The organism is Streptomyces sp. NPDC043738, from assembly GCF_056436545.1.
This window is the reverse complement of record NZ_JBWKCJ010000027.1, coordinates 75,945-98,300: the sequence shown is the minus strand read 5'-3', so window position 1 is coordinate 98,300 and position 22,356 is coordinate 75,945. Positions and strand designations below refer to the sequence as shown.

20 protein-coding genes and 1 tRNA gene are annotated in these 22,356 nt (G+C 71.7%); 12 read left to right on the top strand and 9 right to left on the bottom strand.

The window, feature by feature from the left end; all coding sequences use genetic code 11:
* Window positions 1-14: 14 nt before the first annotated feature.
* A complete protein-coding gene (locus tag AC0680_RS29270) occupies window positions 15-1,298 on the bottom strand; it encodes an MFS transporter (protein ID WP_478634512.1) in 1,284 nt (427 codons plus the stop codon).
* Between the two features lie 320 nt (window positions 1,299-1,618).
* Between AC0680_RS29270 and AC0680_RS29265 the strand changes: the two genes are divergently transcribed.
* From AC0680_RS29265 to AC0680_RS29250, 4 genes are all read left to right on the top strand, one after another.
* Window positions 1,619-2,152 (top strand): AMP-binding protein, encoded by a 534-nt coding sequence (locus AC0680_RS29265; RefSeq protein WP_478634509.1) that lies wholly within the window; start codon window positions 1,619-1,621, stop codon window positions 2,150-2,152.
* A 178-nt stretch (window positions 2,153-2,330) separates the two neighbouring features.
* Window positions 2,331-2,510: a hypothetical protein gene (locus tag AC0680_RS29260; RefSeq protein WP_478634506.1), complete on the top strand. Its 180-nt coding sequence runs from the start codon at window positions 2,331-2,333 to the stop codon at window positions 2,508-2,510.
* Between the two features lie 39 nt (window positions 2,511-2,549).
* A complete protein-coding gene (locus tag AC0680_RS29255) occupies window positions 2,550-3,026 on the top strand; it encodes a GNAT family N-acetyltransferase (protein ID WP_478634503.1) in 477 nt (158 codons plus the stop codon).
* A gap of 331 nt (window positions 3,027-3,357) precedes the next feature.
* Window positions 3,358-3,624: a hypothetical protein gene (locus AC0680_RS29250; protein ID WP_478634500.1), complete on the top strand. Its 267-nt coding sequence runs from the start codon at window positions 3,358-3,360 to the stop codon at window positions 3,622-3,624.
* Window positions 3,625-3,664: 40 nt separating this feature from the next.
* On the opposite strand, the gene mscL is transcribed toward AC0680_RS29250, so the two are convergent.
* The 5 genes from mscL to AC0680_RS29225 all read right to left on the bottom strand — a co-directional run bounded on the left by mscL (window position 3,665) and on the right by AC0680_RS29225 (window position 10,076).
* On the bottom strand, window positions 3,665-4,174 hold the full coding sequence (gene mscL / locus AC0680_RS29245; RefSeq protein WP_478634498.1) for a large conductance mechanosensitive channel protein MscL: 510 nt from the start codon (window positions 4,172-4,174) through the stop codon (window positions 3,665-3,667).
* A gap of 1,253 nt (window positions 4,175-5,427) precedes the next feature.
* Window positions 5,428-6,261 carry an S-methyl-5'-thioadenosine phosphorylase gene (locus AC0680_RS29240; RefSeq protein ID WP_478634495.1) on the bottom strand — a complete coding sequence of 278 codons (834 nt, stop codon included), beginning with the start codon at window positions 6,259-6,261 and terminating at the stop codon, window positions 5,428-5,430.
* Window positions 6,262-6,460: 199 nt separating this feature from the next.
* Window positions 6,461-6,796 (bottom strand): FmdB family zinc ribbon protein, encoded by a 336-nt coding sequence (locus tag AC0680_RS29235; RefSeq protein ID WP_468979147.1) that lies wholly within the window; start codon window positions 6,794-6,796, stop codon window positions 6,461-6,463.
* 112 nt (window positions 6,797-6,908) lie between these two features.
* Complete coding sequence (locus tag AC0680_RS29230) at window positions 6,909-8,201, bottom strand: MFS transporter (RefSeq protein WP_478634492.1); 1,293 nt, start codon at window positions 8,199-8,201, stop codon at window positions 6,909-6,911.
* 339 nt (window positions 8,202-8,540) lie between these two features.
* On the bottom strand, window positions 8,541-10,076 hold the full coding sequence (locus tag AC0680_RS29225) for a potassium/proton antiporter (RefSeq protein ID WP_478634489.1): 1,536 nt from the start codon (window positions 10,074-10,076) through the stop codon (window positions 8,541-8,543).
* Between the two features lie 174 nt (window positions 10,077-10,250).
* Between AC0680_RS29225 and AC0680_RS29220 the strand changes: the two genes are divergently transcribed.
* Window positions 10,251-12,968 carry a penicillin acylase family protein gene (locus AC0680_RS29220; protein WP_478634487.1) on the top strand — a complete coding sequence of 906 codons (2,718 nt, stop codon included), beginning with the start codon at window positions 10,251-10,253 and terminating at the stop codon, window positions 12,966-12,968.
* A 202-nt stretch (window positions 12,969-13,170) separates the two neighbouring features.
* On the opposite strand, the gene AC0680_RS29215 is transcribed toward AC0680_RS29220, so the two are convergent.
* Window positions 13,171-13,773 (bottom strand): 5-formyltetrahydrofolate cyclo-ligase, encoded by a 603-nt coding sequence (locus AC0680_RS29215; protein WP_478634483.1) that lies wholly within the window; start codon window positions 13,771-13,773, stop codon window positions 13,171-13,173.
* Between the two features lie 111 nt (window positions 13,774-13,884).
* Here AC0680_RS29215 and galU point away from each other — a divergent pair, with 111 nt between their 5' ends.
* The 7 genes from galU to AC0680_RS29180 all read left to right on the top strand — a co-directional run bounded on the left by galU (window position 13,885) and on the right by AC0680_RS29180 (window position 19,161).
* The gene (gene galU / locus AC0680_RS29210) at window positions 13,885-14,787 is read left to right on the top strand and encodes a UTP--glucose-1-phosphate uridylyltransferase GalU (RefSeq protein ID WP_393487677.1); all 903 of its coding nucleotides are present in this window, start codon (window positions 13,885-13,887) and stop codon (window positions 14,785-14,787) included.
* 4 nt (window positions 14,788-14,791) lie between these two features.
* A complete protein-coding gene (glp, locus tag AC0680_RS29205; protein WP_478634479.1) occupies window positions 14,792-16,144 on the top strand; it encodes a molybdotransferase-like divisome protein Glp in 1,353 nt (450 codons plus the stop codon).
* A 59-nt stretch (window positions 16,145-16,203) separates the two neighbouring features.
* The gene (moaC, locus tag AC0680_RS29200; RefSeq protein ID WP_468979134.1) at window positions 16,204-16,686 is read left to right on the top strand and encodes a cyclic pyranopterin monophosphate synthase MoaC; all 483 of its coding nucleotides are present in this window, start codon (window positions 16,204-16,206) and stop codon (window positions 16,684-16,686) included.
* Entirely contained in the window at window positions 16,683-17,186 is a 504-nt protein-coding gene (locus AC0680_RS29195; RefSeq protein ID WP_478634477.1) for a MogA/MoaB family molybdenum cofactor biosynthesis protein, read from the top strand. The genes moaC and AC0680_RS29195 overlap by 4 nt, the downstream gene beginning before the upstream one ends.
* Window positions 17,183-17,815: a GNAT family N-acetyltransferase gene (locus tag AC0680_RS29190; RefSeq protein WP_478634575.1), complete on the top strand. Its 633-nt coding sequence runs from the start codon at window positions 17,183-17,185 to the stop codon at window positions 17,813-17,815. Before AC0680_RS29195 ends, AC0680_RS29190 begins: the two co-directional genes overlap by 4 nt.
* Window positions 17,816-17,966: 151 nt before the next feature.
* Entirely contained in the window at window positions 17,967-18,986 is a 1,020-nt protein-coding gene (sepX, locus tag AC0680_RS29185) for a divisome protein SepX/GlpR (RefSeq protein WP_478634475.1), read from the top strand.
* Between the two features lie 102 nt (window positions 18,987-19,088).
* Window positions 19,089-19,161, top strand: a tRNA-Ala gene (locus AC0680_RS29180).
* A gap of 932 nt (window positions 19,162-20,093) precedes the next feature.
* On the opposite strand, the gene AC0680_RS29175 is transcribed toward AC0680_RS29180, so the two are convergent.
* Both AC0680_RS29175 and AC0680_RS29170 read right to left on the bottom strand, forming a co-directional pair.
* The gene (locus tag AC0680_RS29175; RefSeq protein WP_478634473.1) at window positions 20,094-20,687 is read right to left on the bottom strand and encodes a response regulator transcription factor; all 594 of its coding nucleotides are present in this window, start codon (window positions 20,685-20,687) and stop codon (window positions 20,094-20,096) included.
* Between the two features lie 703 nt (window positions 20,688-21,390).
* Window positions 21,391-21,858 carry a helix-turn-helix domain-containing protein gene (locus AC0680_RS29170; RefSeq protein ID WP_478634470.1) on the bottom strand — a complete coding sequence of 156 codons (468 nt, stop codon included), beginning with the start codon at window positions 21,856-21,858 and terminating at the stop codon, window positions 21,391-21,393.
* Between the last annotated feature and the right edge of the window lie 498 nt (window positions 21,859-22,356).

Sequence of the window (22,356 nt, the reverse complement as noted above, 5' to 3'; positions counted from 1 at the left end):
CCACGGCCGCCCGTTCACCGCTGTCGGCCCCGGCGCCGAAGTGCGCCTACCAGCGCGATGGCCACGGCGGCGGCGAGGCAGGCGGCAGCGGGCAGGGCCAGGGCCGGGGCCGGACGGGTGCCGCTCCCCGCTCCGGCGCCGGCACCGACCAGCGCCGGCCACACCCCTGCCGCGGCCGTCATCACGGCCTTGGTCACCCCGGAGGCCTCGCCCGCGCGCTCGCGGCGTACGACCGCCTGGGTGCCGGTGAGGGCCAGCCCGCCGGCCACGCCCAGCGCCGCCGCGGCCACCGTCGCGGCCGCCACCAGGGCGGCCGCGTCCGAGCGGGGCCCGACGGCCCACAGTGCGGCCCCGGCGGACGACAGGCAGACCGCCATCACCGTCACGGTCCGCTCCGGCCGCACCCGGCCGGCCAGCGGACCGCCGGCCGCCAGGGCGGCTGCCGGAGCCAGGAAGGCCACCCCCGCGTCCAGGGCGGACCACCCCCGGCCCTGTTGGAGCAGCAGCGGGACCACGTACAACAGGGCCACGGTCGCGGAGTTGGCGACCGCACCGGCCACGGTCAGCGCCACATACGGGCGGTTGCGGAACAGCGCCGGGTCCACCAGTGGGCCGGGGGAGCGGCGCCCGGCCCGTACGCCCGTCAGGTCGAGGGGGCGCTTTCCCGCACCCGGGGCAGGTGATTCGGCCGTCCGGAGGGCGCAGGCGGCGGCCGCCACGGCGAGCGGCACCGTCAGCCAGAAGACGGCCCGCCAGGACACGAACCGGGCGAGCGCGCCGCCGACGAACGGGCCGCAGACGGTGGCCATTCCGGCCAGGCCCAGTGCCTGTCCGATAGCCCGTCGCCCGCGCCCCGGTGGGCAGGCGTTGGTGAGCAGGGCCAGCCCGGCGGGCATGATCAGCGCGCCGCCCGCACCTTGCAGCAACCGCGCCGCCACCAGGAGCGGCAGCGACGGCGCGAGCGCGCACAGCGCCGCCGCGGCGGCGAAGAGCGCCAGCCCCAGGGTCAGCATCCGGCGGCGCCCCCACAGGTCGGCCAGCCGGCCGGCGACCGGCATCAGGGAGCCGGCGGTGAGCAGATAGCCGCCGACCGCCCAGGGCAGGGCGGTCCGGGAACCGTCCAGGTCGGTGCGGATGACGGGGAGCGCGGGGTTCAGCGCGAAGGCGTCCAGCTGCACGCAGAAGGCGCCGGTGGCGACGGCGGCCAGCGCCCAACGGGCCCGCGAGCGCACGGAGGAGACAGAGTGCGCGGGCGGGTGCGGACGCGGGGGCGGTACGGACTCCGGTGTGACGGGCATGAGGGCACCTCTCATGAGCCTCACGAGCCCCCTCGGGCGCGGACGGCCCAGGGGTTGGCGGAAAACGGCAGTGGAGAGGAGGGATGGGGTGCACCAGAAGGGGGAAGGACCCGTAGGCGGCGGGAGCCCTGGGCGGCAGGCCCGGGACCCGAAGGCGGCAGGGTCCTCAGGGAAGGCCCGTAGGGGGAGTTCCTCTAGGGGAAGAGCCCGTAAGGGTGTTCCTCGCCGAGGTGCGGGAAGGGGCGGGCGCCGGCCCCGTACAGCGGACGTTAAGCGATCGTTGATCGGTGATCTACATGCTGATCCGCATGTTGCGCCGTGTGATCACAGAGCATGCAGAAGACGCCCGCGAAGTTCAAGAGCCGGAAGCGTCGCGGATCGCCCTCACCTGGAGTGGGGAGCCGGGACGTCTGGAGGAACTGACGCACGGCATGCTCCTCGACCAGGCCGCACGGGCGGCTGCCGCGCTCGCCCGGCTCGGGGTGCGGGCCGGGGACCGGGTAGCGGTCCATCTGCCGCTGGTCCCGGAGTCGGTGATCGCCACGCTCGCCTGCGGGCGGCTGGATGCGATACGCACGACGCTGCCGGTCTCGCTGACGGTGCCCGAACTGGTCGCCCGGACCCGGGAGTCGGACGCCCGGGTGGTGATCACCGCGGACGCGGCGTTCTGGGACGGGGCCGTACGGCCGGTGAAGGCTCTGCTCGACCACGCACTGGCGCGAGGCGCGGCCGCGGGGGGCGCGTCCGATCGCACGGTGCTGGTCGTGAACCGCTGCTCGCGTCCGGTGTCCTGGAAGCCCGGCCGTGACATGTGGTGGCACGAGGCGCTGGAGGGGGCGGCGAAGAGCCGCTGACGGCCACGGCCGCCCTGGCTCCGCGGACACCCGACTCTCCCCAGGGGCACTCACCCGATAAGGCCGCACAACAGGCGGTCGGCCCCGTCGCTGCCTAGCGTGGGACCTGTGCCACAGCCGACGGACCTGTCCCACAGCCGACGGACCCGTGCCACGGCCAACGGAAGGGTGATCACCCATGTCCCACGACCAGGCATACGCGCGCCATCCCCTCCCCGGCACCGACCCGGGCCGCCCCCGCAAACGCAAACACGCCTCCCAGAGCCCGCCGACCCGGCCCCACGACGGGCAGCGCCCGCACCCCGTCCCCACCCACGACAAGGGCAGCCAGGGCCGGTCCACCGCGGGCGCCGGTTAGTCCGTCGAGTCCTCGACGAGCGGCCGGTAGCTTTCCGGCATGACGTCATCATCGCTACGCCTGGAGAAGGTCACGCCGGACAACGTCGAGGCCGCCTGCCGGCTGCGGGTCCGGCCGGACCAGGAGGGGCTGGTGGCGCCGGTGGCGCGCTCGCTGGCCGAGGCGTATGCGCAGCCCGAGATCGCCTGGCCCCGGTTGATCTTCGACGGTGAACGGCTCGTGGGCTTCGTCATGGGCTTCTTCCTCGTGCGCTTCGACCCGGAGAACCCGCAGGACAGGCTGCGCTCGGGAATCTGGCGCCTGAACATCGCCGCCGATCAACAGGGCCGGGGCTACGGCCGGTTCGCCGTGGAGTCCGTGTGCGAGGAGATCCGCGGGCGCGGACAGACCCGGGCGACGGTGACCTGGGTCCCGGGGGAGCACGGACCGGAACGGTTCTACCGGCGACTCGGCTTCGTGCGGACCGGGGAGATGAGCGGCGACCAGGTCGTCGGCGAACTGCCCTTGACCGCCTGACCGCCTGACCGCCTGACCGCCTGACCGCCTGACCGCCTGGCCGCGTGGCCGCCTGACCGTCTGACCAGCCGGCCGCCTGAGCGAGTGACCGCTGGACCGCGTACCGACTCACGGTGGCGGGCGGACCGCCTGCCCTGCCGGCCGGCTGCGTGGCCTGACCGGTTCACGCCCCCTGGTTGGCCGACCGGCCGCGAGGCTGACCGGCTCAGGCTCGCTTGCCGGCCCGTGCCGAGGCGGCCTGGGAGGCGGCCTGGGACCGAGGGGCGGGCCGAGGGGGCACAGGTGCGTGCTGAACGGCGGCAGCGCCCGGCCGGCCCGTACCCTGGAGGACGTGAGCACCACCCCCGAATCAGAGCAGACCCCCTGGCCCGAGGCCGCCGCCGCTGCCGATGCCGACGGCAGCGCCGACCAGGCTCCGGCGGCTGCGCCGGTACCGCGCCCGGCCCGCAGGCCCGCCGCGAGGCTGATCTTCGACGACCCGCTGAACCAGCAGTCCTCCGACGACACCGATCGCGGCTGGGGCGAGCGCCCGGCCGGCGGTGACAGCGCCGCCGATCTCGCCCGCTTCCTCGACGAAAAGCCGCCCCACCACCTCTGAGCGAGGCGAGGGGGCGGCGTGTGCCGGCCTGCGGCGCCTGCTACTCGTGGGTCTTCTGGGTGCCGATGGTCCCCGAGGCGGAGGACGGCAGGGTGGGCGAGCCGACGCGCTGGGCGATCAGCGCGTCGCGGATCTCGGTGAGCAGCTCGACCTCGGTCTGGGCCGCCGGGGTGTCATCGACCGGCTTCTTGGCCTCCTGGCGTTCCTTCCACTTGTTCATCGGAAGGATCATGAGGAAGTAGACGACCGCGGCGGTGATCAGGAACGTCAGCGCGGCGCTCAGCACCGAGCCCCAGAGGATGTAGATGCCGTCGGTGAACGCGCCCGTCTTGGGGTCCTTGGCGCACGTCGCGGTCAGGCAGGACTGGTAGTGGTCCAGGTTCTGCGAACCGAGGGCGCCCACGATGGGGCTGATGACGCCCTTCACCACCGCGTTGACGATGTTGGTGAACGCCGCACCGACGACGACCGCGACCGCGAGTTCGACGACGTTGCCCCGCATCAGGAATTCCCTGAAGCCCGCGAGGACGCTTCTCTTCTCCGTGCTCACCTATGAGGACCCTTCTTGTCTGGCCGATGCGCCTCGAAGGATGATCCCGGACCTGCTCAGGCTGCGCAACTCGGGTCAGGTGAGATGTTTTCTCATAAGCCTCCCTTCTGGTGCTCGTCGGGATATAGCTGCTCGGGATATGGGCGATCGCCGCTTTGCTTCGGGGTGCGGTGTGGTGCGGTGCGGTGTGGTGTGGTGAGGCGATCGTGGGCGCGTGGCCGAATGCCTGCCCTTCCATTTCATGGTTGCGTATGGACATTTGGTGTCCTACTTGCTTCCGAGCCAGATCAGAAGAAGACGGGAATGGGAGAATCCTGCTCCGCAGGGGTTGGAAGGTTGCCGCCCGCCGCCCGCCGGGCCTGCTGTCCCCGTCCTGAGCGCTACTCCCTCCAGGCGGCGGGCGCCCACGGTGCCGGGCGGCTCGTCGTCGCCAATAAGTGATTCTCGGATGACAAGGCGGGCTTTAAGGGGCGGCGAGCGTGAAGTTCTCGTCCCGTGTGCGTGACCGACTTGAGGCGGGCAGTGACGAGCTCAGGGAAGTCTGCGGGTAAGCGGGTAAAAGGAGTCGGGGGAAGTGAATGAATGGGGCCGTCGTTCATGGGAGTTCGTTGAAAATTCTCTGAAATTTCGCCGCTGCCATGAGCGCTATTGCGATCAAATGTGCGCCAGGGCGAAGATTTTCGATTGGTGACGCACTTCTCATTCCTGGGCTATGGATATGTGCTGTCGCCCATCGGGTCGCATAAATCGATCTTTGTGCGTGGTGATGTGCGCCGAGCACCGAGTTCGTGCGTCGTCGGCGTCTGGCCGCACGGAAATGATCAGAGCGACCGCGGTCATGGCGACTGCCGCCAGGGCTCCGCGGCGCTGTCGTACGAACCTTCGTAACCGATGACGGGAGGGCGTGACCCGCACCGGAGCGAACTGCGCCACTTCGCGGCGAGGGGGTGTGGGCAGGTGAGGGGCGGACGGGGCTGAGCGGAGGGGCTGTGGCATCGGGTCGGTGAACGTGCTGGGCATGAAGGACCGCCTGTGACGAGGGGCTTGCCTTGGGCTACGTCTCACCGTGCCGCAGTCCGCCCGCGCCCGCTCCGGGCTGTGGACGACCCCGCCCTTGTGGATAACCCGGCCACCCGGGAGAGGGAGCCGGGCGGCAGGCTCACGTCACCAAGGCACCACATCACCAAGGCGCCACATCACCGAGGCGCCCCGTCACCACTGCCTCACTCTTCACTGCCTGACACGCCACTGCCTCACGGCAGGTCGATGCCCAGCTCCCAGCCCGCGTGGGCGTCGACGCACAGGCAGTCCCTGGCGGTGTTGTCGGGCAGTGCGGCGACCGCGTCGAAGAGCACCTCGCGCAGCCGGCCGACGTTCTGGGAGAAGACGGCGAGAACCTCCTCGTGGGAGACGCCGTCGCCGGTCTCGGTGCCCGCGTCCAGGTCGGTGACCAGGGACAACGAGGTGTAGCACAGGCTCAGTTCGCGGGCCAGGACCGCTTCGGGGTGACCGGTCATGCCGACCACCGACCAGCCCTGGGCGGCGTGCCAGCGCGACTCGGCGCGGGTGGAGAAGCGCGGCCCCTCGATGACGACGAGCGTGCCGCCGTCGACCGGCTCCCAGTCGCGGCCGCGGGCAGCCGTGAGGGCGGCCTGACGGCCGGTGGGGCAGTAGGGGTCGGCGAAGGTGAGGTGGACGACGTTGGGGACGCTGCCGTCCGGCAGCGGGTGGCCGTCGAAGTAGGTCTGCGGGCGCGCCTTGGTGCGGTCGACGAGCTGGTCGGGGACGAGCAGCGTGCCGGGGCCGTACTCGGGGCGCAGACCGCCGACCGCGCACGGGCCGAGGACCTGCCGTACGCCGACGGAGCGCAGCGCCCACAAGTTGGCGCGGTAGTTGATGCGGTGCGGCGGGAGGTGGTGGCCGCGGCCGTGCCGGGGCAGGAAGGCGACCTGGCGTCCGGCGATCTCGCCCAGGAACAGCGAGTCGCTGGGGGGACCGTAGGGGGTGTCCACCGTGATTTCGGTCACGTCGTCGAGGAAGGAGTAGAACCCCGAGCCGCCGATGACACCTATCTCCGCGTCAGCCATGCGGGCCACACTATCGGGACCGGGGGCCGGGCGACCCCGTGATCAGCGATCCGGCCGCCTCGTAGGGCATCAGAGACCTTGGGGCGCCAGAGGCCAGGGGCACCAGGGCGATCGGACCACCGGAACAACCGGACCACCGGAACAACCGGACCCCGCCGTCCATGAGGACGGCGGGGTCCGAAGAAGTGCGGGGTGCGGCTCAGGCCGCGGAGCTGGTGCTCGAGGTGCTGCTGGAGGCCGCCGCGGCCGGGGTGGAGGACGCGGAGTCGGAGCTGCTCGACGAGGAGCCGGCGGAGTCCGAGGAGGACGTGCCGCTCGACGAGGAGGAGCTCTTCGCGGGGCTGCTGCTGGACGACGCACCGCGGCTGTCGTTGCGGTAGAAGCCGGAGCCCTTGAAGACGATGCCGACCGCGGAGAACACCTTCTTGAGGCGTCCGTTGCAGCTCGGGCACTCCGTGAGCGCGTCGTCGGTGAACTTCTGCACCGCCTCGAGGCCCTCGCCGCACTCGGTGCACTGGTACTGGTAGGTCGGCACTTGACTTCCTCCTGGCACTCTCACTCGATGAGTGCTAACGACGCTCCATATTGCAGTATTCCGGCCCGTCAGTCCACCGTGACGGGGATACGGTGACCGACTCCACGTCCGTTCAGGCGCTCGTCAGCTCCCGCTCCCGGTCGTCGGCGGCAGCGGGGGGCGCGGCCGCGTCGCCCTGGGAGGCGACCACGGTCGAGGAGCGCGGCAGCAGGTGGGCGCGGAGCGCGACCAGCACCACCAGGGCCAGCGCCGTGCCCGCCAGCGGCACCAGGAAGCCGGTGCTCGGGCCGAAGCGGTCCGCCAGCTGGCCGGCGGAGGTCGCGGCGGCCGCCTGGCCCAGCGCGACCGCGCCGGTCAGCCAGGTGAAGGCCTCGGTGCGGGCGGCGGCCGGCACCAGCGACTCGACGAGCGTGTAGCCGGTGATCAGGGCCGGGGCGATGCACAGGCCGACGACCAGGCCGACGGCGCCCAGCAGCGGCACGGCGGTCACCGTCCACAGCGGAGTGGTGGCCAGCGCCAGCAGACCGTAGGCGACCAGCAGCCGGCGTCGCGGGCCGACCTTCCAGGCGATCGCGCCGCAGGCGATGCCGGCGAGCATGTTGCCGCCGGCGAAGATCCCGTAGAGCACGCCGTTGATGCCGGGCTGACCGATGTCCTGGGTGAACGCGGTCAGCGAGACCTGCATACCGCCGAAGACGGCGCCGATGCCGAGGAACGCCACGATCAGGACGCGGACGCCGGGCACCGACAGCGCCGAGACGCGCGGCCGGTCGCCGGCCCCGGCCCGGTGCACCGGAGGCTGGCTGCGCCGCTGCGAGGCGAACAGCAGCCCGCCGGCCAGCGTCAGCGCGGCCTCGGCGATCAGGCCGGCCGCCGGGTGGATGCCCGTGCACAGCGCGGTCGCCAGCACGGGGCCGACCACGAAGGTGAACTCGTCGGTCACCGACTCGAAGGCGGCGGCCGTCGGCATCAGCGGGCTGCCGCCGAGCCGGGAGGCCCAGCGGGCCCGCACCATCGGGCCGACCTGCGGCGTCGAGGCACCCGTGGGGACGGCCACGGCGAGCAGCGCCCACAGGGGGGCGTGGACGAGGGCCAGGGTGATCAGGGCCGTGACGCCGGCGACGTGGACCAGGACGCCGGGGATCAGCACCGCGCGCTGGCCGAAGCGGTCGGCGAGTTTGCCGCTCTGCGGGGCGAACAGCGCCATCGAGACACCGGTGGCGGCGGACACCGCGCCCGCGGTGCCGTACGAGCCGGTGGTGGACTCGACGAGCAGCACGATGCCGATCGTCAGCATCGCGAAGGGCTGCCGGGCCAGAAAGCCGGGCAGCAGGAATGTCCATGCACCTGGGGTGCGGAGCAGTTGTCCGTAACCGGGACGGGAGTCCTTGACCGCGGATGCCACGGCCGGGCCTTTCTGCCGCCTGGTAGCGCGCCACCCGCGAGGTCGTCACAGGCACGCGCCGAGAGCTGTCCTCTCGCGCAGGACCGAGTGATACCGCATGGTCCGCACCCCGAGAGGTGGCTGCGTGTGGCAGGGGACCGCGGCCGCCGAGCGGTCGCGCCAGCTCTGCGTCAGGCAGAGTTGGTTCGTCATTGTTCCTTTTCATACTACAGGCCCAAGCGCGTGAAGCCCTGGGATTAGCCAGGGCTTCACGTAAATTTCCTTGGGTTCCGTGGAGATGTGCAGCACATCTCCGGGGCGGCCGCGCCGCGGGGGCGTGACCCCCGGGCGGCGCGGGCCCTACCCGCGGGGGTGCCGCCGCGAGGCGCCGTCCGTTCCCAGCCAGCCGGCCAGCTTGCCGCCCTGGGAGACCGCCTGCAGCCGTCGCTCGGCCGCGTCGCGCACCTGGTCCGTGGCCACCACCAGCAGCTCGTCGCCGCGCCGCAGCACCGTGGTCGGCGAGGGCACGAAGCTGGAGCCGTCCCGTACGACGAGGGTGACCGCGGCGCCCGCGGGCATCCGCAGCTCGCCGACCTCGACGCCGTGCATACGGGACGTCGGGCCGATGGACGTGGACAGCAGATGGCCGCGCAGCCGTTCCAGGGGAGCCGACTCGATGCCCAGGTCGGCGGCCTCCTTGCCGTCGCCCAGTTCCAGCCGCCGGGCCAGCCACGGCAGCGTCGGCCCCTGGACGAGGGTGTAGACCACGACCAGGACGAAGACGATGTTGAAGACCCGCTCGCTGCCGGGTACGTCGCTCACCATCGGAATGGTGGCCAGCACGATGGGGACCGCGCCGCGCAGCCCGGCCCAGGACAGCAGGGTCTTCTCCCGCCAGGGCACCTTGAACGGCAGCAGCGCGGTGAACACCGATGCCGGCCGGGCCACGATCGTCAGGATCAGCCCGATGACCAGCGCGGGCACGAAGTCGTCGACCAGCTTGTGCGGTGTGACCAGCAGGCCCAGCAGCACGAACATGCCGATCTGGCCGATCCAGCCGAGGCCCTCGGCGAAGCCGCGGGTGGCCGGTGCGTGCGGCAGCTTGGCGTTGCCGAGGATGACCGCGGCCAGGTAGACGGCGAGGAAGCCGGAGCCGTGCGCCAGTGCGCCGGCCGCGTACGCGGAGACCGCGATGGCCATGACGGCGATCGGGTACAGGCCGGACGCGGGCAGCGCCACATGCCGCATCCCGTACGCGCCGAGCCATCCGATGGCCAGTCCGACGGCGGCGCCGATCGCCAGCTCCAGGGCGATGGTGCCGAGCAGGACGTACCACTCCTCGACCGGTCCCACGGTGGAGAAGGCGACGACGAGGATGACCACCGGGGCGTCGTTGAAGCCGGATTCGGCTTCCAGGACACCTGTCAGACGGGACGGCAGCGGCACGTTGCGCAGTACGGAGAAGACGGCCGCGGCGTCCGTGGAGGAGACCACGGCGCCGATCAGCAGCGCCTGTCGCCAGTCGATTCCGGCCAGATAATGCGCTCCGGCCGCGGTGACCCCCACGCTCACCGCGACGCCGACCGTCGAGAGCGCCGCCGCCTGGGGCAGCGCCGGTTTGATCTCTTTCCACTTGGTGCCCAGGCCGCCCTCGGCGAGGATCACGACCAGTGCGGCATAGCCGAGGATCTGGGTCAGCTCGGCACCGTCGAAGGCGACGCCGCCGATGCCGTCCTGCCCCATGGCGACGCCTATCCCCAGGTAGATGAGCAGGCTGGGGAGCCCGCTGCGCGAGGACACCCGTACCGCGGCGACGGCGATGAGCAGCACGAGTGAGCAGATCAGCAGGAGTTCGTTGAGGTGTTCGACAGTCAGGGAGCTGGTCCTTCCTCGCACAGGTTCGGGCGGTGGGCCGTTGGGTAGCTTTCCTTACCGTATCTAGTTACTGAGACTAACAATTTACCATTACTTGAAAGTCGGATGTGCTGGTGGTGACTCCGCGTAGGGGTCGCCGAACCCGTGCGCCTATGGTTGCTCCAGCACTCCCACCCTGCCCCTCGAAGGACCGAGATGCCCGCCAACAAGTCCGGCCCAGTCCCCAGGAAGAAGAAGGGGCGGCGCGGCCGTCTCGTCGCGATCACTGTCGTGCTGCTGCTCGTGGCGGGCATCGGCTTCGGCGCGTTCTGGGGGGTCAGCACCGTACGCGCCTCCATGCCGCAGACCACCGGCTCGCTCAAACTCCCGGGCCTGACGAATCCGGTGGACGTCGTCCGCGACGCCCACGGCATCCCGCAGATCTACGCCGACACCGACGAGGACCTCTTCCGCGCCCAGGGCTACGTCCAGGCCCAGGACCGCTTCTGGGAGATGGACGTGCGGCGCCACATGACCGCGGGCCGGCTCTCGGAGATGTTCGGCAAGAGCCAGGTCAAGACCGACTCCTTCCTGCGCACCCTGGGCTGGCACCACGTGGCGCAGAAGGAGTACGACACCAAGCTCTCCCCCAGCACCAAGAAGTACCTCCAGGCCTACTCCGACGGCGTCAACGCCTACCTCAAGGACCACGAGGGCTCGGCGCTGTCCCTGGAGTACGCGGCGCTTGACTTCGACAACGACTACAAGCCCGGCAAGTGGACGCCGGTCGACTCGGTGGCCTGGCTCAAGGCGATGGCCTGGGACCTGCGCGGCAACATGCAGGAGGAGATCGACCGCTCCCTGATGACCAGCCGCTTCACCCCGGAGCAGATCGCCCAGCTCTACCCGGCGTACCCGTACAAGCGGAACCAGCCGATCGTCGACGGCGGCACGGTCGACCCGGCCACCAAGCAGTTCACGCCCAAGCGCTCGGCCAACTCCGCCCCCGCCGGCACCGCCGTCGGCGGCCTGCAGACGCAGCTGTCCTCGCTGTCCAAGACCCTCGACGAGATCCCGGCGCTGCTCGGCCCCAACGGCAACGGCATCGGCTCCAACTCCTGGGTCGTCTCCGGTGCGCACACCACCACCGGCAAGCCGCTGCTCGCCAACGATCCGCACCTGGCCCCGCAGATGCCCTCGCTCTGGTACCAGATGGGCCTGCACTGCCGTACCACCGGCCCCAAGTGCAACTACGACGTCTCCGGCTTCACCTTCTCCGGGATGCCCGGCGTCGTCATCGGCCACAACCAGAACATCTCCTGGGGCATGACCAACCTCGGTGCGGACGTCACCGATCTGTACCTGGAGAAGATCAACGCCGACGGGTACCTCTACGACAACCGGCAGCGGGCCTTCACCACCCGCAAGGAGACCATCAAGGTCGCCGGCGGGGAGAGCCGCGAGATCACCGTCCGCTCCACCAACAACGGGCCGATCGTCTCCGACCGCGACGACGAGCTCGGCAACGTGGGCAAGGACGCCCCGGTGGGCAACGCCGCACCGGACCGCGGCGACGGCTACGCCGTATCGCTGCGCTGGACCGCGCTGGACCCCGGCAACTCCATGGACGGTGTCTTCGAGCTCAACCGCGCCAAGGACTGGAGCGGCTTCCGCAAGGCCGCCGCGCACTTCGAGGTCCCCTCCCAGAACCTGATCTACGCCGACACCAAGGGCAACATCGGCTATCAGGCGCCCGGCCGGATCCCGGTCCGCGGCAAGGGCGACGGGCACTTCGACGGCACCTACCCGGCGCCCGGCTGGGACCCGGCCTACCAGTGGAAGAGCTACATCCCGCAGAAGTCGCTGCCGTACGAGTACAACCCCCAGCGCGGCTACATCGTCACCGCCAACCAGGCCGTCGTCGACGAGAAGTACCCCTACCTGATCACCAAGGACTGGGGCTACGGCTCCCGCAGCCAGCGGATCAACGACCTGATCCAGTCGAAGATCAAGGACGGCGGCAAGGTCTCCACCGACGACATGCAGACCTTCCAGAAGGACAACAGCAGTGAGATCGCCCGGCTGCTGACGCCCTACCTGACGAAGATCGACATCAAGGACGGCTACGTCCGCGACGCCCAGCAGCTGCTGGAGGGCTGGGACTTCACCCAGGAGCCCGACTCCGCCGCGGCCGCCTACTTCAACGCCGTCTGGCGCAACACCCTCAAGCTCGCCTTCGGCAACAAGATGCCCAAGGAGCTGCGGGTCCAGGGCCAGTGCCTCAACGTCCGCCCGGCCGACGAGACCGGCCCCGCCGACGAGAACGACACCTACGTCCGCGAATGCGGTGAGCGCGACGGCGACACCGCCCAGCCCGACGGCGGCGACCGCTGGTACGAGGTGGTCCGCAACATCCTCGACGACCCCGACAACGCCTGGTGGAAGACCGAGGACCGGCCCGGCCGGCCCGGCGACAAGAACCGCGACCAGCTCCTCGCGCACGCCATGACCGACGCGCGCTACGAGCTGACCTCCAAGCTGGGCAAGAACATCGACAACTGGAGCTGGGGCCGGCTGCACCAGCTGTTCCTGAAGAACCAGACCCTGGGCACCGACGGGCCGGGGGTGCTGCAGGGCCTGTTCAACCGCGGCCCCTGGAACCTCGGTGGCGGTGAGGCCGCGGTCGACGCCACCGGCTGGAACGCCGCCGGCGGCTACAAGGTCACCTGGGTCCCGTCGATGCGGATGGTGGTCAACCTCGCCGACCTCGACAAGTCCCGCTGGATCAACCTCACCGGCGCCTCCGGGCACGCCTACGACACGCACTACTACGACCAGACGGACAAGTGGGCCAAGGGTGAACTGCTGCCCTGGGCGTTCGGCGAAGAGGCGGTCAAGAAGGCGGGGAAGGACACGCTGACGCTGTCCCCCTAGGGCAGACGCCGCCCCGCCAGGGCGCCGCCGTCCTCTCATGCCGACGGGCGGGCCGGAAGACCTCCGCGAGGGTCTCCCGGCCCGCCCGTCGGCGTTCCGCGCCGTGCGGAGGGCCTTCGTATACGGCGCCCCCGTAAGCCGGTCCTGCACGCCGCCGCGTCCGCACCGGCGCCCCCGCGGGCGGCCCTCCCGTCCGCGGTGCTCAGTGCCGGAAGCGGTGCACCCCCGACGGCGTCACCGCGGCGTGCACATACCGGTCGTGCGGCTCGGCCGGCACTTCGGGCAGCACCTCCGCGTCGTAGAGCAGCACCACCAGCGACGCCTGGGCACCGGCGCGCTCCAGCCGCGCCAGCACCCGGTCGTACGAGCCGCCGCCGCGCCCCAGCCGCACCCCCCGCCGGTCCACCGCCAGCCCCGGCAGCAGCACCACCTGCGCCTGTGTGACGGCCTTCGGGGTCAGCCGCTCGCCGGCCGGCTCCAGCAGCCCCCAGCCCGCCGGTACGAGCCGCTCGGCGCCCTCGTACAGCGCCCAGTCCAGATCGTTGTCCGGGAGCAGTACCGGCAGCAGCACCCGCACCCCGGCCGCCCGCAGCCGGTCCAGCAGGGCATGGGTGGACGGTTCGCCACCAATCGATACATATGCGGCGACGGTCGGCGGGGTCTCGGGTCGTGGGGCGTCCGGGGGCGGGGCGACATAGCGGGCCAACTCGTCCAGCTCCAGCGTCCGTCGGGCCAGCGCCTCGCCCGTCGCCGCGATGACATCCGCCGGCAACGATCTCCTCACTTCCAGGAGATCGCGCCGCAACCTGCGCTTTCTATCGTGGTTCGTGCTCACTGTGTGCCCTTGCTCCCGCTCTCGTGCTCTATTGACCGGACCCTCATCATCGTTCCGATAGCGCCGGTTATGGTGTCGCGCATGACCCCATCGCACACACGGATCAGCAAGGCTGTCATCCCAGCAGCCGGCCTCGGCACCAGGTTTCTCCCCGCTACGAAGGCCACACCCAAGGAGATGCTCCCGGTCGTCGACAAGCCCGCCATCCAGTACGTGGTGGAGGAGGCGGCCGCCGCCGGGCTCTCCGACGTCCTGATGGTGACCGGCCGCAACAAGCGCCCCCTCGAGGACCACTTCGACCGCAACTACGAGCTCGAAGAGGCCCTGCACCGCAAGGGCGACGAGTCCCGCCTCGCCAAGGTGCAGGAGTCCAGCGACCTGGCGACCATGCACTACGTACGCCAGGGCGACCCCAAGGGCCTGGGCCACGCCGTGCTCTGCGCCGCTCCCCACGTCGGCGACCAGCCCTTCGCGGTCCTCCTCGGTGACGACCTGATCGACCCCCGCGACCCGCTGCTGGCGCGGATGGTCGAGGTCCAGGAGCAGTACGGCGGCTCCGTCATCGCCCTCATGGAGGTCGACCCGGCGAACATCCACCTCTACGGCTGCGCGGCCGCCGCTCCCACCGGCGACGACGACGTCGTGACCGTCTCGGACCTGGTCGAGAAGCCCGACCCGGCCGAGGCCCCCAGCAACCTGGCGATCATCGGCCGCTACGTCCTCGACCCGGCCGTCTTCGAGGTGCTGCGCAAGACCGACCCGGGCCGCGGCGGCGAGATCCAGCTCACCGACGCCCTCCAGGTGCTGGCCGCCGACCCGTCCCTGGGCGGTCCGGTGCACGGCGTGGTCTTCAAGGGCCGGCGCTATGACACCGGTGACCGTGGCGACTATCTGCGTGCCATTGTCAGACTGGCATGCGAACGTGAGGACCTGGGCCCGGACTTCAGGACCTGGCTGCGCAGTTACGTGACCGAGGAGATGTAGGACGTTGAACAACGCCACCGACCGGACCAGCCACCAGGACCGCGTCTGGTCGGTGGCCGAGCACCTCGACGACGTCCTGTCCCGGATCACCCCGCTGGAACCGATCGAGCTGCAGCTCCTCGACGCCCAGGGCTGCGTCCTGGTCGAGGACGTCACGGTCGCCGTCGCCCTGCCGCCCTTCGACAACAGCTCCATGGACGGCTATGCCGTCCGCGCCGCCGACGTGGCGGGCGCCACGGAAGCCGCCCCGGTCGCCCTGACCGTCATCGGCGATGTCGCGGCGGGCAGCGGCGAGCTGCCGGAGGTCGGCCCCGGCCAGGCCGCCCGGATCATGACCGGCGCCCCCCTGCCGCCCGGCGCCGAGGCCGTCGTCCCCGTGGAGTGGACCGACGGCGGCACGGGCCGGGGACCGGCCGCCACGATGCGCGCCCACAGCGCCGCCCCGCAGGACGCCGGCGGCGAGGTCCGCGTCCACCGCCCGGCGGCCGCCGGCGCCCACATCCGCCGCCGCGGCAGCGACGTCACCGAAGGCGAGCCGGCCCTCGCGGCGGGCACCGTCCTCGGCCCCTCCCAGATCGGCCTGCTCGCCGCCCTCGGCCACGGCACGGTCCGGGTCCGCCCCCGCCCCCGCGTCGTGGTGATGTCGACCGGCAGCGAACTGGTCCAGCCCGGCGAGGCGTTGGGCCCCGGGCAGATCCACGACTCCAACAGCTTCCAGCTCGCCGCCGCCGCCCGCGCCGCCGGAGCCATCGCCTACCGTGTGGGCGCCGTCGCCGACGACGCCGCCACCCTCCGTGCCACGCTGGAGGACCAGCTCATCCGGGCCGACATCCTCGTCACCAGCGGCGGGGTCAGCGTCGGCGCGTACGACGTGGTCAAGGAGACCCTCGCGGGGCTGTCCGCCGCCGAGCCCGACGGCTCACCCCTCGCGGGCGGCGGCGTGGAGTTCCGCAAGCTCGCCATGCAGCCGGGCAAGCCCCAGGGCTTCGGCCTCATCGGCCCCGACCGCACCCCGCTCCTGGCCCTGCCCGGCAATCCGGTCAGCTCGTACGTCTCCTTCGAGGTGTTCGTACGCCCCGCCATCCGCGCCCTGATGGGCCTGGCGGACGTACACCGCCCGACCGCCACCGCCCGGTGCGCCGAGGCCATCGCCTCCTCGCCCAAGGGCAAGCGGCAGTTCCTGCGCGGCTCCTACGACGCCGAGGCCGGCACGGTCACCCCGGTCGGCGGGGCCGGCTCCCACCTGATCAAGGCCATGGCGCACGCCAACGCGCTGATCGTCGTCCCCGAGGACACCACCGAGGTTGCCGCGGGCGGGACCGTGGAGGTCGTCCCGCTGGGACAGCCCGCCGGGTGACCCGGAGCCGCCGGGGGTACGGTGTCGTCCCACAGGCGGCAGTTTCGACCGGGAGAACGATGAGCAGCGGCCAGCAACACCTCACCCATCTCGACGCGTCGGGCGCGGCGCGGATGGTCGACGTCTCCGCGAAGGAGGTCACCGCCCGCACGGCTCGGGCCCGCGGCCGGGTCCTGGTATCGCCGCAGGTCATCGAGTTGCTGCGGGGCGAGGGCGTGCCCAAGGGCGATGCCCTGGCCACCGCCCGGATCGCCGGCATCATGGGCGCCAAGCGCACCCCCGAGCTGATCCCGCTCTGCCACCCCCTCGCCGTCTCCGGTGTGAAGGTGGACCTCTCCCTCACCGACGAAGCCGTCGAGATCGCGGCCACGGTCAAGACCACCGACCGCACGGGCGTGGAGATGGAGGCGCTGACCGCCGTCTCGGTGGCCGCCCTCACCGTCGTCGACATGATCAAGGCCGTCGACAAGGCCGCGGTGATCTCCGACATCCGCGTCGAGGAGAAGACCGGCGGCAAGTCCGGCGACTGGAGCCGGTCATGAGACCCGCCCGCGCCCTGGTCGTCACCGCCTCCAACCGCGCCGCGGCCGGCGTCTACCCCGACAGGGGCGGCCCGCTGCTGGCCGAGGGCCTGACGGCCATGGGCTTCGAGGTCGACGGCCCGCGGGTGGTCCCCGACGGGGACCCGGTGGAGGCCGCCCTGCGCGAAGCCGTCGGCGCCGGCCGCTACGCCGTCGTCCTCACCACCGGCGGTACGGGCCTGTCGCCCACCGACCGCACCCCCGAGGCCACCCGCCGGGTCCTGGACTACGAGGTCCCCGGCATCCCCGAGGCGATCCGCGCCGCCGGGCGCGAGAAGGTCCCCACCGCCGCCCTCTCCCGCGGCCTGGCCGGTGTCGCCGGCACGACACTGATCGTCAACCTCCCCGGGTCGACGGGCGGCGTCCGCGACGGCCTCGCCGTCCTCGCCGACCTCCTCCCGCACGCCGTGGACCAGATCCGCGGCGGCGACCACCCCCGCTCCTCCGGGAGCCCGAGCTGAACGCGCCCTGGCCGGTGGTCCTGACGGACGGTGATGTCACCCTCCGCCCGATACGGCTGCGCGACCAACGGGCCTGGCGCGAGGTCAACCGCCGCAACCGCGACTGGCTGCGCCCCTGGGAAGCCACCATCCCGCCGCCCCCGCCCGGCCTGGCCCCGCCGCACCGTCCCACGTACCGTCAGATGGTCCGCCATCTGCGCGCGGAGGCACACGCCGGCCGGATGCTGCCGTTCGTCGTCGAATACCGCGGGCAGCTCGTCGGACAGCTGACGGTCGCCGGTATCACCTGGGGCTCGATGTGCTCGGGCCATATCGGCTACTGGGTCGATCAGGAAGTGGCCGGCCGCGGTGTGATCCCGACCGCCGTGGCGCTCGCCGTCGATCACTGCTTCCGCGCCGTGGGGCTGCACCGCATTGAGGTCTGCATTCGCCCCGAGAACGTCCCCAGCCGCCGGGTGGTCGAAAAGCTCGGCTTTCGCGAGGAAGGCATCCGGCCCCGCTACCTGCACATCGACGGGGCCTGGCGCGACCACGCGGTTTTCGCACTCACCGCGGAAGAGGTGCCCGAGGGCCTGCTCCACCGCTGGCACCGGGAGAATCCCAGCAGGCCCGGGACGCGCCACAAATGAAATAAATGTTCGAACAAAATTCCCGATTGGCCGGATTGGTGAAGGCGCGGATCTCTACCATCACAAAAAAGTTCGAGATATCAGCCAGATCGTGCGACACACCGGCCCAATTGGCGGATGGCCCCCTGCAAACCCCTCTACCGTGTGAGTTGTGAGAAGCAGCGGCCTCATCTACGCAGTCATCGTCGGGGCCTGGGCCGCCTACTTGGTGCCGATGTGGCTCCGTAGACAGGACGAGCTCAACGAGGCCCGTCCGACCGAGCGCTTCAGCACCGCCATCCGGCTGCTGTCCGGACGCGCGGCCATGCAGCGCCGCTACGACAAGGCGCGCGGGGAGTACCCCGCCGACGATGCGGGCGAGGAGCAGGACCCGGACGCCCCGGCCGACGAGGCCGCCGCCGGGCCCTTCGGCGACCCCGCGGCCGATGAGCCCGAGGCCCACCACACCCGGGTGCAGCCCGCCCCTCCGCGCCCCTCGCTCTCCGAGCGCGCCAAGCGGGCCAAGGTCCTCGCCCGCCGCCGGCGCACCATCACCGTGCTCTTCCTCGCCTTCACGGTCGGCGCCGTCGTCGCCGCGGTGGGCGGCCTGCCCTTCCTGTGGGCCCCCGCCCTGCCCGCCCTGCTGCTCACCTCCTACATCATCTACCTGCGCGCCCAGGAGCGCCGCCGCTTCACGTTCACCATGGACCAGCGCAAGGCGGAGGCGGCGGCGCAGCGACTGCGGGAGGGCCGGCCCCGCCCTCGAAAGGCGGCCGACCAGCCGCCCGCCGACGACCACCCGGCCGACGCCCGCGCTGAGGCCCCCGTCGACGCCGCCCCGGAACCGCCCCGCGCCGCGCCCCCCGCGCACACCGCCGGCCGCCGGGCCGTGGTGGAGGAGACCGACCACGCCGAGTGGGTCGACCAGCAGCGCGAGCGCGAACGCCCGCGCCCCGCCGCCGGCAGCTGGGAGCCCGTCCCGGTCCCCCTCCCCACCTACGTCACCGCCCCGGTCGCCCCGCGTGCCACCAGCCACGTCGACCTGGAGGCCGACGACGCCTGGAGCTCCGCCCGCTCCAGCGCCGCCCCCGACCACCCCCAGTCCGACACCCCCGCCCGCCGCCCCCGCGGCCGCACCCCGCTCTTCGACCAGTACGAGAACGAGGACCGCCCGCGCGCCGCGAACGAGTGACCCACGCCGCACCGGCGAGCGCGGCACGGTCCTTCCGCTGACCAGCGCCGGAAGCGATTTCCGAGCACCGCGACCGAGATGCTAGAGTTTCACTCGTCGCAAGGGCCTGTGGCGCAGCTGGTAGCGCACCTCGTTCGCAACGAGGGGGTCAGGGGTTCGAATCCCCTCAGGTCCACCGCACACGTCAAAGCCCCCTCCGGGAAGATCCGGTGGGGGCTTTTTCGTGCCGTACCGCGGCGATACGCGGACCGACCGTTCCTCTTGAGCGGGCGGTCGCACCTCGCGGGTGTCACCGCGCCCGCGCGCATGGCGATCATTCGCCTCCGGTGGCCGGCGAGCCACTGGCACGGCAGTGCGTCCTCGGGGGCCTGCTGTGCGACGAGCGACTGGATGCCGTTGCGCGGCATGGCCGGACGGCTTCGCGGCAGGTGTGGCCGAATGTGAGGGAACGGCGGAGTTCACGATCCCGTTCGCGATCCCGGCCCATTCCTGCCGTCATGCTCAGGCTCCTGGCCGGATCAATTCATGGCCCAACATCAGCCCGTGTCCGGCCTGTTGCACAATGCCCACGACTGCTTGCCGCCACCGGTCGCCCGATGCCGACATATGGGACGCTTCGTCTGCGAGATCGACGCCGCTCGAGCGCGAACCACCGCGTGAGGACGAGCCGTTGATGAAGGACCCATCACCTTTAGGCAGCCGGTGAGCGGCCACCCGGCAGCGCCGGCGCCTTCGCCGTCAGTGCCGGGAGCTTTTGCGGAGCATCGATTTTCCCCGACCTTTCGACATCGCGGTGCTGTCCCGTCAGCTGGGCGAGAGCCGTAACCGGCCTATTCGTCTCGTTCCGGTGGCGCTGGCGGCCGGCGGTGCGGGCCGCCGACGTGGGAGCGGGCGGAGAGCCGGGAGGGGCGGGCGGTCGGTTGGGGCGTCCCGTGGGGCACCGCGGTGACGCCTCCGCGCTGGTGGTGGGACCGCTTCCGCACGACGACGCGCCCCTCCCGGCATCGCGGACATCTGCCCGGTCCAGTGTGGGGTACCCGACGCGTCGGGGTGTGCCCTTTTCGACCTGGTTCTTCGTGGTGGCAGGCTGTTGCCAGAAGGGGCGGATCAGGCGGGGAGGTGTGCTGCCGGGGTGACGGGGAACGCCACCCGGCGACCCGGTACGCGCAGCCCGCTCGTCACCGCGTACAGGGCGGCCTGGGTGCGGTCGGCCGCGCCGATCTTGGTGTAGATCGCGCTGAGGTGGTTCTTGACGGTCTTCTCCGAGATGCCGAGGTCACAGGCGATCATCCGGTTGGTCATCCCGCGGGTGACCAGCCGAAGGACGTCCATCTCCCGAACGGTCAGGCCGGCGGGCCGGTTCCGTGCTCCGGGGCGCTCCTCGTGGTCTGCCGTTCCCTCCCGCCGGCGGGTGCGGTCCCCCTCGTCGCGGCCGCTCGTCCGCGGGGCGCCGCTGCCGTCGGCGGCAAGGGCGAACATCGCCGCCTGGGTGCGGTCGGCCGCGCCGATCTTCGCGTAGATCGCGCTGAGGTGGTTCTTGACGGTCTTCTCGGAGATGCCCAGGCCACGGGCGATCTGGCGATTGGCCAGTCCTTGGGAGATGAGCCGAAGGACGTCGAGCTCACGAGGTGTGAGGGGGGTGCCGGCGGCCCCCCGTCCGGTGGTGTCGGGGTTCCCGTCTAACGCACGTGATCCTGCCACGCGTACGTCCTCCACATCGTTTCCGTCGCTCTGTGGCTCGGCATGCCGGGCCACGAGCGCGGAGGGGCCGGCCGACAAGGTCGCACTGTTCGTCGCGGTGGGCTCGGCGAGAGGAGGACAAGCGGTGCCCGCGGCGATCCACGGAGCCGGTCACTGCCGAGTGACGGTCGCATCAGGAGTGTTCGAGGCGCTGCTCCGCCGTGACGCCGTCCGACTTCTTGGACACGGCTTGCGGAGCAGGGGGCGTGCCGTTCGCGGCGGGCTGTGAGAGCGGTGGCGTTCCCCGGGTCCAGCTGTCGGCGAAGCTACCGGGGCCCGAATGGGGCGTCAACTGACATGATCGTGAACTCGCGGTGCGAAAACGGCAGTTGTCGATCGGGTGCATGAAGTGGAAGGGGGTTGCGTTCTGTTGCCGCCGCACGGGGCGTGCGGTGCGGGTGAAAGGCCCCACCGTTCGGCTGCCGGGGCGTGCACCGCAGGTCAGGGGCGTGCGGGCAGGCCAGGGGGAATGACGTGGACGCTGGTTCGCACCGGGGCGGACGTGGTGTGCGCATGGTGCCGGGGGCGGCGTGTCCGGGCGTCGGCGCGGGGTGGAGCGGTGCCGGCGCTGGCATCAACCTGCCAGCGCGACAGTGGTCCCGCGTCGCCGTCGAGCGGGCCCGGGGCGCCGGGGAGGCCTACCCCGTGGCGGCGGGCCCCGGCCCTATGTGCGGTCGGACTGCTGGGGAGGCAGCCCTTCCATCAAGCGGAGCTGGTCGAGGAGCGCCGAGGCGAACCGCAGGCCCCGGGGGGACAGCCCGACGGCGCGCATCGCGATCTGGGTGACCTCCGCGTCCTTGAGCGCCAGCAGGTCGTCGGCGTGGGCTCCCGCCGCTCGCAGGGCGGCGAGCTGGCTGAGCTTGGTGTCCGTCTCCGAGGCGGTCTCGTCGTCGAAGAAGTAGGCGGACTTCACCCCGAAGAACCGTGCCAGCGCCTCCAGATGGTGCATACGGGGGTTGTCTCGCTCGCCCTTGCGCAGATAGGCGATGTACTGCTTGGAGATGTCACCGCCCTGCGCGCGGACCGCCTTGGCCACCTCCTCGTTGCTGTACGGCCCGCGTCTGGGCGGGTGGACCGTCTCGAACAGCCGGTTCAGGCGGTTGGCGAGCCGGCTGGGCGGCACCTCTGTCACCGGGCCTCCTCGTCTTCCTTCCGACGGTGAGTGGGGAACGAACGGCTGGTCCCTGCGATCACCGCGGTCGACGGATCTGCCGACGCGGGCGGCGGTCCGTGATCACCGGCGCCGCGCCGGGGAACCCGACGCATGCTACGGCACGTTGCTGCCGCCAAGACGGCCGTCGAGGAAGTCGCGGGCCCCGCCGCGGGGTCCGCCGACAGCGGCGCCACCACGGCCCCGAGGTGGTCAGGGGGCCGGTCCGGGGTGTGGGGGCGGCCGCCGCCCGGCCCTGCTGCGGCTGGTCGTCGTAGGAGCCGAACGGGCCGGTTCCGCAGGGGCGTTCCCCCGGTACGTACGCGCTCTCCTCGCACATCCGCAGGGCCGTCGCCCCTCTCTCCTTGGATCACGACCGAAACGGCCAGGGCGTGGGGGGGGGGGGTGGGGGGGGGGGGGGGGGGGGGGGGGGGGGGAAGAAGAGGAAACCGAGTACGGGGGAGGGGGGAGAGGTGGAGG

What these genes read in the sequence shown, in the direction of transcription:
- AC0680_RS29270 (WP_478634512.1), bottom strand. Translation starts at nt 1,298, where the DNA reads ATGCCCGTCACACCGGAGTCCGTACCGCCCCCGCGTCCGCACCCGCCC.
- AC0680_RS29260 (WP_478634506.1), top strand. Translation starts at nt 2,331, where the DNA reads ATGTCCCACGACCAGGCATACGCGCGCCATCCCCTCCCCGGCACCGAC.
- AC0680_RS29255 (WP_478634503.1), top strand. Translation starts at nt 2,550, where the DNA reads ATGACGTCATCATCGCTACGCCTGGAGAAGGTCACGCCGGACAACGTC.
- AC0680_RS29240 (WP_478634495.1), bottom strand. Translation starts at nt 6,261, where the DNA reads ATGGCTGACGCGGAGATAGGTGTCATCGGCGGCTCGGGGTTCTACTCC.
- AC0680_RS29220 (WP_478634487.1), top strand. Translation starts at nt 10,251, where the DNA reads ATGCCCGCCAACAAGTCCGGCCCAGTCCCCAGGAAGAAGAAGGGGCGG.
- galU (WP_393487677.1), top strand. Translation starts at nt 13,885, where the DNA reads ATGACCCCATCGCACACACGGATCAGCAAGGCTGTCATCCCAGCAGCC.
- moaC (WP_468979134.1), top strand. Translation starts at nt 16,204, where the DNA reads ATGAGCAGCGGCCAGCAACACCTCACCCATCTCGACGCGTCGGGCGCG.
- AC0680_RS29195 (WP_478634477.1), top strand. Translation starts at nt 16,683, where the DNA reads ATGAGACCCGCCCGCGCCCTGGTCGTCACCGCCTCCAACCGCGCCGCG.